This is a genomic window from Enterobacter cloacae complex sp. 2024EL-00214 (assembly GCF_043945575.1).
GTDB lineage: Bacteria > Pseudomonadota > Gammaproteobacteria > Enterobacterales > Enterobacteriaceae > Enterobacter > Enterobacter cloacae_P.
This window is the reverse complement of record NZ_JBIMRC010000004.1, coordinates 118,610-131,951: the sequence shown is the minus strand read 5'-3', so window position 1 is coordinate 131,951 and position 13,342 is coordinate 118,610. Positions and strand designations below refer to the sequence as shown.

14 protein-coding genes are annotated in these 13,342 nt (G+C 54.4%); 4 read left to right on the top strand and 10 right to left on the bottom strand.

The window, feature by feature from the left end:
• Nucleotides 1-5 precede the first annotated feature (5 nt).
• Nucleotides 6-335, top strand: coding sequence for a GIY-YIG nuclease family protein (locus ACHHZ6_RS06270; RefSeq protein ID WP_182272755.1), 330 nt, complete (start codon nt 6-8; stop codon nt 333-335).
• On the opposite strand, the gene ACHHZ6_RS06265 is transcribed toward ACHHZ6_RS06270, so the two are convergent.
• Nucleotides 322-825 (bottom strand): GNAT family N-acetyltransferase, encoded by a 504-nt coding sequence (locus ACHHZ6_RS06265; RefSeq protein WP_182272756.1) that lies wholly within the window; start codon nt 823-825, stop codon nt 322-324. The genes ACHHZ6_RS06270 and ACHHZ6_RS06265 overlap by 14 nt on opposite strands.
• Nucleotides 819-1,343 (bottom strand): SCP2 domain-containing protein, encoded by a 525-nt coding sequence (locus ACHHZ6_RS06260; RefSeq protein ID WP_182272757.1) that lies wholly within the window; start codon nt 1,341-1,343, stop codon nt 819-821. The genes ACHHZ6_RS06265 and ACHHZ6_RS06260 overlap by 7 nt, the downstream gene beginning before the upstream one ends.
• Nucleotides 1,344-1,564: 221 nt before the next feature.
• On the opposite strand from ACHHZ6_RS06260, the gene ACHHZ6_RS06255 reads away from it, so the two are divergent.
• From ACHHZ6_RS06255 to ACHHZ6_RS06245, 3 genes are all read left to right on the top strand, one after another.
• Nucleotides 1,565-2,560 (top strand): peptidase U32 family protein, encoded by a 996-nt coding sequence (locus tag ACHHZ6_RS06255; protein ID WP_395121914.1) that lies wholly within the window; start codon nt 1,565-1,567, stop codon nt 2,558-2,560.
• A gap of 7 nt (nt 2,561-2,567) precedes the next feature.
• Nucleotides 2,568-3,446, top strand: a complete 879-nt coding sequence (locus ACHHZ6_RS06250) for a U32 family peptidase (protein ID WP_395121913.1) — start codon at nt 2,568-2,570, stop codon at nt 3,444-3,446.
• A gap of 203 nt (nt 3,447-3,649) precedes the next feature.
• On the top strand, nt 3,650-4,651 hold the full coding sequence (locus ACHHZ6_RS06245; RefSeq protein ID WP_182919002.1) for a luciferase-like monooxygenase: 1,002 nt from the start codon (nt 3,650-3,652) through the stop codon (nt 4,649-4,651).
• Between the two features lie 50 nt (nt 4,652-4,701).
• Here ACHHZ6_RS06245 and mtr read toward each other — a convergent pair whose 3' ends face one another.
• From mtr to rbfA, 8 genes are all read right to left on the bottom strand, one after another.
• A complete protein-coding gene (gene mtr, locus ACHHZ6_RS06240; RefSeq protein WP_395121912.1) occupies nt 4,702-5,946 on the bottom strand; it encodes a tryptophan permease in 1,245 nt (414 codons plus the stop codon).
• A gap of 142 nt (nt 5,947-6,088) precedes the next feature.
• Nucleotides 6,089-7,978, bottom strand: a complete 1,890-nt coding sequence (locus ACHHZ6_RS06235) for a DEAD/DEAH family ATP-dependent RNA helicase (protein WP_182272762.1) — start codon at nt 7,976-7,978, stop codon at nt 6,089-6,091.
• A complete protein-coding gene (gene yrbN, locus ACHHZ6_RS06230) occupies nt 7,971-8,051 on the bottom strand; it encodes a protein YrbN (protein ID WP_097533792.1) in 81 nt (26 codons plus the stop codon). The genes ACHHZ6_RS06235 and yrbN overlap by 8 nt, the downstream gene beginning before the upstream one ends.
• Before the next feature lie 107 nt (nt 8,052-8,158).
• Nucleotides 8,159-9,043, bottom strand: coding sequence for a lipoprotein NlpI (nlpI, locus tag ACHHZ6_RS06225; protein WP_182272763.1), 885 nt, complete (start codon nt 9,041-9,043; stop codon nt 8,159-8,161).
• A 109-nt stretch (nt 9,044-9,152) separates the two neighbouring features.
• Entirely contained in the window at nt 9,153-11,291 is a 2,139-nt protein-coding gene (gene pnp, locus ACHHZ6_RS06220; RefSeq protein ID WP_395121911.1) for a polyribonucleotide nucleotidyltransferase, read from the bottom strand.
• Between the two features lie 242 nt (nt 11,292-11,533).
• Nucleotides 11,534-11,803: a 30S ribosomal protein S15 gene (rpsO, locus tag ACHHZ6_RS06215; RefSeq protein WP_003861789.1), complete on the bottom strand. Its 270-nt coding sequence runs from the start codon at nt 11,801-11,803 to the stop codon at nt 11,534-11,536.
• 155 nt (nt 11,804-11,958) lie between these two features.
• Nucleotides 11,959-12,909 carry a tRNA pseudouridine(55) synthase TruB gene (gene truB, locus ACHHZ6_RS06210; protein WP_182272765.1) on the bottom strand — a complete coding sequence of 317 codons (951 nt, stop codon included), beginning with the start codon at nt 12,907-12,909 and terminating at the stop codon, nt 11,959-11,961.
• Nucleotides 12,909-13,313: a 30S ribosome-binding factor RbfA gene (gene rbfA, locus ACHHZ6_RS06205; RefSeq protein ID WP_006687890.1), complete on the bottom strand. Its 405-nt coding sequence runs from the start codon at nt 13,311-13,313 to the stop codon at nt 12,909-12,911. Before rbfA ends, truB begins: the two co-directional genes overlap by 1 nt.
• Nucleotides 13,314-13,342 lie beyond the last annotated feature (29 nt).

The following is a 13,342-nucleotide window of genomic DNA, read 5'->3' as shown; positions in this document are numbered from 1 at the left end:
CTCTCATGCTATGGTGCGCTCACCTTAACATACTGAATCTGTATACCGTGTGCTGGTTTCTCTATCTTGTCCGAACCGCTGATAATGCCCTCTACACCGGAATAACCACCGATGTGGCGCGGCGTTTCCTGCAACATCAAACGGGGAAAGGGGCAAAAGCGCTGCGGGGGAAAGGGGAATTACAGCTCGCCTTTTCAGCGCCCGTGGGGGACAGATCGCTGGCGCTCAGAATGGAATACCGCATTAAGCAGCTGACGAAGCGCCAGAAAGAGCGCCTCGTCACCGGAGACGGCTCCTTTGAGGCGCTACGCGAGAGCCTGGTTAAAACCGATTGAAGTGGTCGTGGTACTCTACCAGGCCATTCACGCCGTTTAGCGCATCATCTGCCAGACGGTGTACCTGGAAGGCGGATTCAGTGCCCGGCCAGCGGCAACGCAGATCGTAATGCGCCGCCTGCTCGAAACCTAAACGGCTATAGAGTGCCGGTTCGCCCAGCGTCACCACGGCGGCGTAGCCAAACTCATTCAGCGAGTCCAGCCCTTCATAAACCAGCTGACGCGCCAGCCCCTGACCACGGTAGTTCTCATCGACCGCCAGCGGTGCCATTCCTACCCACTGTAGCTCTTCACCCTGAACTGTCACCGGGCTGAAGGCGACATAGCCAACCACCTGCCCTTCGTCATCGGTGGCAACCAGCCCCAGCGTAATCAGGCCGTCTTCGCGGAGATCGTGGACCAGTTGGGCTTCTGCATCGCTCGCAAAAGAACGGCGTAACAACGCATCGATACCCGGTGCATCAATCCCAATTTCAACTCGAATCAGCATGGCTCACCTACTGAAGTGTGTTTACTTTCCGGCGGGGTTTTCAGCCCGGCCTCAACGAAATCTGCCATTTGCATCAACATCACGTGCAGTGCTTTCGGCATCTGCTCCAGCTCAATGGCATCCATTAAATTTTTGACGTACAGACCGAGTTCCGTATCACCTTCAATCACCAGACGGCGCTGGAAGAAGAGCGTATCCGGATCCTGCTTACGCGCGGCGATCATCAACAGATCGCTGGCATTGGCGCTAAAGCTCACATCCGCCTCGGCGGACTCCCGTACGATCAGCTGGTTATTCTCAACCGAAGTAAACCAGCGCAGCCCGATATCACGGACTTCAATACTTAGCCAGCGGCCTTCCAGAAACTCCAGCTCGCCGTCCTGCAGCGCCTGGCGAAACTGCCAGCTCAGCACCTGCTCCAGCACCTGGCGTTTAAGCGCGAACGGTGCCAGTTTTACCGGCACGCTCAGCATTGATGGCCCAAATTGTACGAGACGTGAACGCAGTTTATCCAGCACGAGCTTTACTCCCTGATAGCAATAATCCGGTTATTTTGCCATATCCGGAGGACAACATAGCGGCGTAAATCAACAAACTGTCGTCCGGTGTACCTCATTATTGGTGTCATCAATACGCCATTAGCTGCCTTAAATCAAAAATTGTCGCGTATGGGTTAATTAAAATCCCAGCTCGTTAACAATTTTGCGATCGCAGTGATCGACTGACATCAGGATAAATTATGGAGCTGCTCTGCCCTGCCGGAAACCTTCCGGCGCTTAAGGCGGCCATCGAAAATGGGGCCGATGCGGTCTATATCGGGCTGAAAGACGATACTAACGCCCGCCATTTTGCTGGCCTCAACTTTACGGAGAAAAAGCTTCAGGAAGCCGTTAACTTCGTACACCAGCACCGCCGTAAGCTGCATATCGCCATCAACACGTTTGCCCATCCTGATGGCTACGCACGCTGGCAGCGCGCGGTGGACATGGCGGCGCAATTGGGTGCAGATGCGTTGATTCTGGCCGACCTCGCCATGCTTGAGTATGCGGCAGAACGCTACCCACATATTGAGCGCCACGTCTCCGTTCAGGCATCCGCCACCAACGAAGAGGCCGTGCGTTTTTACCATCGTCATTTTGACGTTGCCCGCGTCGTGCTGCCGCGCGTGCTCTCTATTCATCAGGTTAAGCAACTCGCACGCGTCACGCCAGTGCCGCTGGAAGTTTTTGCCTTTGGCAGTCTGTGCATCATGGCCGAAGGGCGTTGCTATCTTTCCTCCTATTTAACCGGTGAATCACCGAATACCGTCGGAGCCTGCTCACCTGCCCGCTTTGTTCGCTGGCAGCAAACGCCGCAGGGGCTGGAGTCTCGCCTGAATGAAGTGCTGATTGACCGCTATCAGGACGGTGAAAACGCTGGCTACCCGACGCTGTGCAAAGGCCGCTACCTAGTCGACGGCGAGCGTTATCACGCCCTGGAAGAGCCCACCAGCCTCAACACGCTGGAGCTGCTGCCGGAACTGCTGGCTGCCAATATTGCCTCTGTGAAAATTGAAGGCCGCCAGCGCAGCCCGGCCTACGTGAGCCAGGTGGCAAAAGTCTGGCGTCAGGCCATCGACCGTTGCATAGCCGATCCGCAGAACTATGCCCCGCAACCTGTCTGGATGGAGACGCTCGGCGCGATGTCTGAAGGTACACAAACCACGCTTGGCGCGTATCACCGTAAATGGCAGTGAGATAACCATGAAATATTCATTAGGGCCAGTGCTCTACTACTGGCCAAAAGAGACGCTGGAAGATTTTTATCAACAGGCCGCGACCAGCAGCGCAGATGTGATTTACCTCGGCGAAGCGGTATGCAGCAAGCGCCGGGCAACAAAAGTGGGTGACTGGCTGGATATGGCCAAAAGCCTGGCGGGAAGTGGCAAACAGGTTGTGTTGTCGACGCTGGCACTGGTTCAGGCCTCATCTGAACTGGGTGAGCTGAAGCGCTATGTCGAAAACGGTGAGTTCCTTCTGGAGGCCAGCGATTTAGGCGTGGTGAATATGTGCGCCGAACGCAAACTGCCGTTTGTCGCCGGACATGCGCTGAACTGCTATAACGCGGTGACACTGCGCCTGTTGCTGAAACAGGGTATGACCCGCTGGTGTATGCCGGTAGAACTCTCCCGCGACTGGCTGGCAAACCTGCTGACTCAGTGCGAAGAGCTGGGGATCCGCAATCAGTTTGAAGTGGAAGTGCTGAGCTACGGGCATCTGCCGCTGGCCTACTCCGCACGTTGTTTTACCGCCCGTTCGGAAGACCGTCCGAAAGACGAATGCGAAACCTGCTGCATAAAATATCCAAACGGACGCAGTATGCTGTCGCAGGAAAATCAGCAGGTATTTGTCCTCAACGGTATTCAGACCATGAGTGGCTATGTCTATAACCTCGGCAACGAGCTGGCATCGATGAAAGGGCTGGTGGACGTGGTACGCCTGTCACCGCTGGATACGGAAGTCTTCGCGATGCTGGACGCATTCCGCGCCAATGAAAACGGTGCCTCTCCCCTGGCGCTGACGGTCAACAGCGACTGTAATGGCTACTGGAAACGCCTCGCCGGGCTGGAGCTGCAGGCGTAAATTTACACAACATCATTCAAGTTGCATCAAGGCGGCAAGTCTGAGGATCCCCAGGAGCTTACTCAAGTAAGTGACTGGGGTGAACAGACGCAGCCAACACAGAGACAGCGTGAAGGATGAAGTGTAAAAGCTCACTTTGTTAACAACGGTTAGTAATTTTTAATGCACTATTAAAAGATTCACCGTCGACAAAGTGAGCTGTTATGACTGATAAAACCCTTCCGTTTTCGGTGCTGGATCTGGCTCCGATCCCTCAAGGTTCCTCGGCTGGAGTTGCTTTTTCACACTCTCTGGATCTTGCCCGTCTGGCCGAGAAACGAGGTTATCACCGCTACTGGCTGGCCGAGCACCACAATATGGTGGGGATCGCCAGCGCCGCAACCTCAGTGCTGATTGGTTACCTGGCAGCCAATACCACCACACTCCACCTGGGGTCGGGCGGTGTGATGCTGCCGAACCACGCTCCACTGGTGATAGCCGAGCAGTTTGGTACCCTGAATACCCTTTATCCAGGCCGGATTGATTTAGGGCTGGGGCGTGCGCCAGGCAGTGACCAGCCGACCATGCGCGCCCTGCGTCGCCATATGAGCGGCGACATCGACAATTTCCCGCGTGATGTTGCTGAACTGGTGGACTGGTTCGATGCGCGAGATCCGAATCCGCATGTACGCCCGGTGCCAGGCTACGGCGAGAAGATCCCGGTTTGGCTGTTAGGCTCAAGCCTTTATAGCGCACAGCTCGCCGCGCAGCTGGGGCTGCCGTTTGCGTTTGCCTCGCACTTCGCGCCGGATATGCTGCACCAGGCGCTGCATCTCTATCGCACCAACTTTAAACCGTCCGAACGTCTGGAAAAACCGTACGCGATGGTGTGTATCAATATCATTGCCGCCGACAGTAACCGCGACGCAGAATTCCTGTTTACCTCCATGCAGCAGGCGTTTGTGAAATTGCGGCGCGGCGAGACGGGACAGCTACCGCCACCGGTGGAGAATATGCATCAGCTGTGGTCGGCTTCCGAACAGTATGGTGTGCAACAGGCGCTGAGTATGTCTCTGGTGGGGGATAAAACAAAAATCCGTCACGGGCTGGAAGCGGTGCTGCGTGAGACGCAGGCAGATGAAATTATGGTTAACGGACAGATTTTCGATCACCAGGCGCGTTTGCACTCGTTTGAGCTGGCGATGCAGGTGAAAGAGGAAATGTAGCGTGGTGCGGTTTGTTGCCCTCTCCTTGTGGGAGAGGGCAACAAGAGATTTTACGGGTAGACAGGCAGCAGGTTAAAACTCGACAGGACGTGAACCAGCGCGTTGCCAAAACCGAACACCAGAATCAGCGCAATCATCGGTTTGCCGCCCCAGACGCGGAATTTCGGGCTACCGAAGCGTTTACGCGATTTACGCGCCAGCAGTGCCGGGACAATTGCCGCCCAGATAGTCGCAGCCAACCCGGCATAGCCAATGGCGTACAGGAAGCCGTTCGGCCACAGCAGACCACCGACAACCGGCGGCAGGAAGGTCAACAGCGCGGTTTTGAAACGCCCCATTGCCGAATCATCAAAGCCAAACAGATCCGCCAGATAATCAAACAGGCCCAGGGTTACGCCGAGGAAGGAACTCGCCACGGCAAAGTTGGAGAACACCACCAACAGCAGATCCAGACTGCGGCTGTTCAGTACCCCGCTCAGTGCCTGAACCAGCACATCAATGTTACCGCCCTTCTGTGCAATACCGATAAATTCAGGGCGCGGAATGTTACCCATCGTCCCCAGCAGCCAAATTACATACAGTCCCAGCGCCAGCAGCGTACCGTAGACCAGACACTTCACAATCGTACGCGGATCTTTGCCGTAATATTTCATCAGGCTCGGCACGTTACCGTGATAGCCAAACGACGCCAGACAGAAAGGCAAGGTCATCAACAGGTACGGCGTATAAGAGGTATTCGCTTCTGCCACGTTAAACAGCGTCGCCGGGGTAACGTGCCCCAGCAGGCTGCCGAATGTCAGGAAGAAGGTAATGACCTTCGCACCCAGCACGATTGCCGTCATGCGACTGACCGCTTTGGTACTCAGCCAGACAATAAACGCCACGCCCAGCGCGAAGCATAGCCCCGCCAGACGGGCCGGGACGTTCAGCGACATCTCCGCAAAGGTATGGTGCAGAATCGAACCACTCGCAGAAATGTATGCGTAGGTGAGGATATAGAGCACAAATGCAATGGAGAGGCCGTTCACCAGGTTCCAGCCTTTGCCCAGCAGGTCTTTGGTGATGGTGTCGAAGCTCGAACCAATGCGGTAGTTCAGGTTAGCTTCGAGGATCATCAACCCGGAATGGAGCATACAGAACCAGGTAAAGACCAGCGCCGCCAGCGACCAGAAGAACCACGCACCGGACATAACCACTGGCAGGGAAAACATCCCGGCACCAATGATGGTTCCGCCGATGATCACCACGCCGCCAAGCAGCGAAGGTGACGTTTGGGTGGTGGTTAGTGTCGCCATACAGCCATTTCTCCAGTCAATAATGCGGTGATGCATTTTAATGTGCAGCACTGTACCAGTACAGGAGTACAAAAGGAATAAAAAAAGCCCCGATAGTGTTTATCGGGGCTGTATATTTTACTTTACGTCAGTTGCGTAAGGCTTACGCGTCACGGCGACGGCTTGAGCCTTCGTCACGACGTGGGCCACGGCTTTCGCGACGTTCGCCGGAGAAACGACGACCTTCACCACCGCGACCTTCGCTGCGACCACCTTCACGACGTTCGCCACCGAAACCACGACCACCGCCACGACGTTCGCCACCACGGTCAGGACGTGGCTGTGCATCGCCCAGCAGCTGCATGTTCATCGGCTTGTTCAGGATACGGGTGCGAGTAAAGTGCTGCAGTACTTCGCCCGGCATACCTTTTGGCAGCTCGATGGTGGAGTGAGAACCGAACAGCTTGATGTTACCAATGTAACGGCTGCTGATGTCGCCTTCGTTAGCGATCGCACCAACGATATGACGAACTTCAACACCATCATCACGGCCAACTTCAATGCGGTACAGTTCCATTTCGCCAGCGTCACGACGCTCACGACGTGGACGGTCTTCACCACCACGCTCTGGACGGTCACCACGTGGGCCACGGTCATTACGGTCGCCACGACGTTCGAAACGATCGTCACGGTCACGGAATTCACGCTTAGGACGCATTGGTGCATCTGGTGGCACGATCAGGCTACGTTCGCCCTGAGCCATTTTCAGCAGTGCTGCAGCCAGGGTTTCCATGTCCAGTTCTTCGCCTTCAGCAACAGGCTGGATCTGCGACAGCAGCGCACGGTACTGATCCAGATCGCTGCTTTCCAGCTGCTGCTGGACTTTGGCGGCGAATTTTTCCAGGCGGCGTTTGCCCAGCAGATCTGCGTTTGGCAGGTCAGCTTCTGGAATGGTCAGCTTCATAGTACGTTCGATGTTACGCAGCAGACGACGCTCGCGGTTCTCAACAAACAGCAGCGCACGGCCAGCACGACCTGCACGACCTGTACGGCCGATACGGTGAACGTAAGACTCGGAATCCATTGGGATGTCGTAGTTCACAACCAGGCTGATACGTTCAACGTCCAGCCCACGTGCTGCCACGTCGGTTGCAATCAGGATATCCAGACGACCGTCTTTCAGACGCTCCAGAGTCTGCTCACGCAGGGCCTGGTTCATGTCGCCGTTCAGCGCTGCGCTGTTGTAGCCGCTACGCTCCAGAGCTTCAGCCACTTCCAGGGTCGCGTTTTTGGTACGAACGAAGATGATCGCCGCATCAAAATCTTCCGCTTCCAGGAAACGTACCAGCGCTTCGTTTTTGCGCATGCCGTACACAGACCAGTAGCTCTGGCTGATGTCCGGGCGAGTGGTAACGCTGGACTGAATACGCACTTCCTGCGGCTCTTTCATGAAGCGGCGGGTAATGCGACGAATTGCTTCTGGCATGGTTGCAGAGAACAGAGCGGTCTGATGACCTTCCGGGATCTGCGCCATGATGGTTTCTACGTCTTCGATGAAGCCCATACGCAGCATTTCATCTGCTTCATCCAGTACCAGGCCGCTCAGTTTAGAGAGGTCCAGAGTACCGCGCTTCAGGTGATCCAGCAGACGGCCCGGCGTACCGACAACAATCTGTGGACCCTGGCGCAGGGCACGTAACTGCACGTCATAACGCTGGCCGCCGTACAGGGCTACCACGTTTACGCCGCGCATATGTTTAGAGAATTCCGTCATTGCTTCTGCAACCTGAACAGCCAGTTCACGGGTTGGAGCCAGGACGAGGATCTGCGGAGCACGCAGATCGGGATCGATGTTGTTCAGCAGCGGCAGCGAGAACGCCGCAGTTTTACCGCTACCAGTCTGGGCCATGCCCAGCACGTCACGACCAGAGAGCAGATGTGGGATACATTCTGCCTGGATCGGAGATGGTTTTTCGTAACCCAGATCGTTAAGGGCTTCAAGGATAGGAGCCTTCAGGCCCAGATCTGCAAAAGTGGTTTCGAATTCAGCCATGTAGTACGAGTGCCTCAATGTCAATGGCGGCCAGTCTACTTAGCTCATCGTGAAAATGATCTGCAATTTTCATTGAAAAGTGTGAACCGGCTCAAATTAGATGTATTGACGAACAACAACGCCCTCACCAGTTAAGGTGATGGCAATCAAAAGATTACGGGCTGATGTTTATGTCGTCAGCTATTGCTGGTCCGATTCTGCCAGGTCGTCGTGCTCCTGGCCCAAGAGCGATAATTCCAACAATGCATAACGGTGCTCAACGAAGTTGTGTACGTTGTTAGCAACCGCTAATTTGAACAGTGCCGTAGCGCTGTCCTTATCCCCCAGACTTAGGTAGTACTTACCTAAATAGAAGTTGGTTTCACTGAGATGCTCAGCGAGCGAGGTGTTATCCGTTGCGTCCGCCTTGAGGCGTTCCATCAGCGTTGCTTCGCTAATGTTGCCCAGGTAGAACTCGACAATGTTCCATCCCCATTGTTCCTTGTCCGATTTATCGAAGCGCTGTTTCAGTGCTTCTTTGGCCTGCTTCTCATCAAGCTTTCGCTCAGCGATGTAAAGCCACAGGCTACGGAAAGGATCATTAGGATCGTCATGATAAAACGCCAGCAGATCATCTTGCGCTAACTTATCACGACCGCCGTAATACAATGCGATACCGCGATTCAAGTGCGCGTAGTTGTAAGTTGGATCAAGCTCAAGTACAGAATCAAACGCTTCATAGGCAGCATCAAAATTGCCTGCCTGCGTTAAATAAATGCCTAAGTAGTTGAATACTTCAGGCATATCAGGTCGGATAGCCAGCGCTTGTGAGAAATCATTCCGCGCTAATGCCCTCAGACCGAGACTATCATACAACACTCCGCGCTCATATAAAAGCTGTGCGCGTTCGTCATCGGTTAAAGCCCGACTGGCAAGAATTTGTTCCATGCGTGCCAGAATCACTTCCTGCTGCAAAGTCGGTTGCAATGGCACTGCGAGGACTTCGCTCTTACGCCAGGCAGAGTTGCTGCATCCTGCCAGCGTTAAAGCTGTCGCAACGAAACACCAGCGCAAAAAAGGCTTCATTTCCCACTCCCGAAGACAACAATTGGATGAACGTCCTGTCCCCCGGCGGCTTAACAAGGCGTCCTGCCTGATAATAGGCCCTCCGCAATGCGGAGGGCAAATGGCAACCTTACTCGCCTTGCTGTTCTGCGGCCTGTGCTTCTGGCGCAGCAGCTGGCTGAGACTGCTCGGTTGCTTCTTTAATGCTCAGACGGATACGGCCCTGACGGTCAACTTCCAGAACCTTAACCGGTACTTCCTGACCCATCTGCAGGTAATCGGTCACTTTCTCAACGCGCTTGTCAGCGATCTGAGAGATGTGTACCAGACCTTCTTTACCGCCACCGATGGCAACGAATGCGCCAAAGTCAACGATACGGGTCACTTTACCATTGTAGATGCGGCCCACTTCGATTTCTGCAGTAATTTCTTCGATGCGACGAATAGCAAATTTCGCTTTCTCGCCGTCGGTTGCTGCGATCTTCACAGTACCGTCATCTTCGATTTCGATGGTGGTGCCCGTTTCTTCGGTCAGAGCACGGATAACGGAACCGCCCTTACCGATAACATCTTTGATCTTGTCTGGATTGATCTTGATGGTGTGGATACGTGGAGCGAATTCAGAGATATCACCGCGTGGTGCGTTGATTGCCTGTTCCATCACACCCAGGATGTGCAGACGCGCACCTTTAGCCTGGTTCAGAGCAACCTGCATGATCTCTTTGGTGATACCTTCAATTTTGATATCCATCTGCAGCGCAGAGATACCGTCGCGGGAACCCGCTACTTTGAAGTCCATATCGCCCAGGTGGTCTTCGTCGCCCAGAATGTCAGACAGAACAACAAAGTTGTCGCCTTCTTTCACCAGACCCATTGCGATACCCGCAACAGCGGCTTTGATTGGCACGCCTGCATCCATCAGCGCCAGAGATGCGCCACACACGGAAGCCATTGAAGAAGAACCGTTGGATTCGGTGATTTCAGAAACCACACGAACGGTGTACGGGAATTTATCAGCTTCTGGCATCACAGCCAGCACGCCGCGCTTCGCCAGACGACCGTGACCAATTTCACGACGCTTCGGTGAACCCACCATACCGGTTTCACCTACGGAGTACGGAGGGAAGTTATAGTGGAACAGGAAGCTGTCAGTGCGCTCGCCCATCAGTTCGTCGATGATCTGTGCGTCACGTGCGGTACCCAGCGTTGCGGTAACCAGCGCCTGAGTTTCGCCACGGGTGAACAGTGCAGAACCGTGAGTACGTGGCAGCACGCCAGTACGAACGTCCAGACCACGGATCATGTCTTTTTCGCGACCATCGATACGCGGCTCGCCTGCCAGTACGCGGCTACGAACAACGTTTTTCTCGATAGCGTGCAGGATTTCACCGAGTTCGTTAGCGTCCAGCGCTTCGTCTTCAGCAACCAGCGTCGCGATGGTTTCAGACTTGATCACGTCAACCTGAGCATAACGCTCCTGTTTGTCGGTGATGCGGTAAGCATCGCTCAGACGAGATTCTGCCAGTGCCGCAACGCGTGCATTCAGCACGTCGTTAACCGCTTCTGGCTGCCAGTCCCAACGTGGTTTACCGGCTTCTTTCACCAGTTCGTTGATGTTCTGGATAACAACCTGCTGCTGGTCGTGGCCAAATACCACAGCACCCAGCATCTGGTCTTCGCTCAGCAGTTCAGCTTCGGATTCAACCATCAGAACCGCCGCTTCAGTACCTGCAACCACCAGGTCCAGCTTACTTTCTTTCAGCTCTTCCTGCGTTGGGTTCAGTACGTACTGGTCGTTGATGTAACCGACGCGCGCAGCACCGATTGGGCCGTTGAATGGAATACCAGACAGAGACAGGGCAGCGGACGCACCGATCATCGCCACGATGTCCGGGTTAACCTGTGGGTTAACGGAAACAACGGTCGCGATAACCTGCACTTCGTTAACGAAGCCTTCCGGGAACAGTGGACGCACCGGGCGGTCAATCAGACGCGCAATCAGGGTTTCGCCTTCGCTTGGACGGCCTTCACGACGGAAGAAGCCACCCGGGATTTTACCGGCAGCGTAAGTACGCTCCTGGTAGTTCACGGTCAGAGGGAAGAAGTCCTGACCTGGTTTTGCTTTTTTCTGGCCAACTACGGTCACGAATACCGCAGTGTCATCCATGCTTACCATAACAGCAGCAGTAGCCTGACGTGCCATCATGCCGGTTTCCAGCGTGACGGTATGCTGACCATACTGGAATTTACGAACGATCGGATTCAGCAAAATTCTGTCCTTTCTCAAATGTTTGACAGCACACCACCGGTGTGCTGACGATTTAACCCGATCTTCTTCGCATCCTCGCGACTAATGACAACCGACACCCTCATGGGTGAAGCCTCTCATTAGCCGCGCGAACCTCTGCAATGAAGATCATTTATAGCAACAATACAATAGTTTCCAGTGAATTGCTGCCGTCTGGTTGAAAAAAGGGGCCATCAGGCCCCCTTTTCTGAAACTCGCAAGACTTAGCGACGCAGACCCAGACGCTCGATCAGCGCGGTGTAACGTGCAACATCTTTACGTTTCAGGTAGTCGAGCAGTTTACGACGCTGAGAAACCATGCGCAGCAGACCACGACGGCTGTGGTGATCTTTTTTGTGCTCTGCAAAGTGACCCTGCAGGTGGTTAATCTGTGCAGTCAGCAGTGCAACCTGAACTTCGGTAGAACCGCTGTCGTTAGTACCACGACCAAACTCAGAAACGATTTTAGCTTTAGCTTCAACGCTTAGAGACATTTTCAAACTCCAGAATATAAAGAATGTAAGGATGCCGATCTCTAATTCAGCAATCCCAGTATACGACCCGCAGGTTGTTAAACAATTTGCAGATCGTTAAGCGGCGATATTCTACTCGTCTCCCCTGCTTATCGCAAGGTGAGCCGTTATCGCCTTTAGCCTTCGACCGGATATTCCACCACCAGACGACGCGGCGCAACGCGCCCTTCGCCATCCATTTCACCCATGCCGATAAACTTACCGTCATCACCTTCAGTCACGCGTACCAGACCGTCCTGCGGTGCATCCGTTGTGCGAACCGGGTTTCCGTTTTTAAAGTAAACGGACGATGTTAAAGGAAGATTAACGATCGGGAAGTCAGCTGCCGGACTGTCCATTGGCATCAGCAGTGGATCAAGCAAATCAGCCGGGGAGATCCCCTGCTCTTCAGCCTGTTCAGCCAGCGCGCGAAGGTGTTCAAGGGTCACCATTCGCTCAACCGGGTATTTACTGACGGCCAGACGACGCAGGTAAATAACATGCGCACCGCAGCCCAGCTTCTCGCCCAGGTCATCGATGATGGTACGAATATAGGTGCCTTTCGAACAGTGGACTTCCAGCTCCAGTTCATCACCTTCGTGGCGAATAAAGAGCAGTTCATACACGGTAATCGGGCGGGCTTCACGCGGAACCTCAATGCCCTGGCGCGCATATTCGTAGAGTTTTTTACCCTGATACTTCAGTGCCGAATACATTGACGGCACCTGCAGCGTGTCGCCACGGAAACTCTCCAGCGCGGCATCCAGCTGCTCAGCGCTAAAAGTGACCGGGCGCTCTTCAACTACCTGACCATCGGCATCAGAGGTATCAGTACGCTGACCGAGTTTTGCGATCACCCGATAACGCTTGTCGGAATCCAGCAGATACTGGGAAAACTTTGTCGCTTCCCCCAGGCAGATCGGCAGCATACCGGTTGCCAGCGGATCCAGCGCACCGGTATGGCCTGCGCGGTTGGCGTTAAAAATACGCTTAACTTTTTGCAGCACGTCGTTGCTGGATGCGCCCTGGGGTTTATCCAGCAACAGCACACCATGCACGTCGCGACCACGACGACGAGGACGACTCATCAGTCCTCCTTGCTGTCGTCCGTCGGGTTAACACGACGCTCGTCGTCGTGTTTCACCACGCTGGTCACCAGGTTGGACATACGCATACCTTCGACCAGCGAGTTGTCGTAGAAGAAGGTCAGCTCAGGCACGATACGCAGGCGCATTGCTTTACCGAGCAGAGAGCGGATGAAGCCAGATGCTTCCTGCAGCGCTTTAATGCCATTTTTCACAGCAGCTTCGTCCTGGTCGTTCAGGAAGGTCACGAACACTTTGGCATACGCCAGGTCACGGGACATTTCAACGCCAGACACGGTGGTCATCATGCCCACGCGTGGATCTTTAATTTCGCGTTGCAGGATGAGAGCGATCTCTTTCTGCATCTCCTGCGCTACGCGCTGTGGGCGACCAAATTCTTTCGCCATAATAAATTCTCCAGACAAAAAAGGGGCTA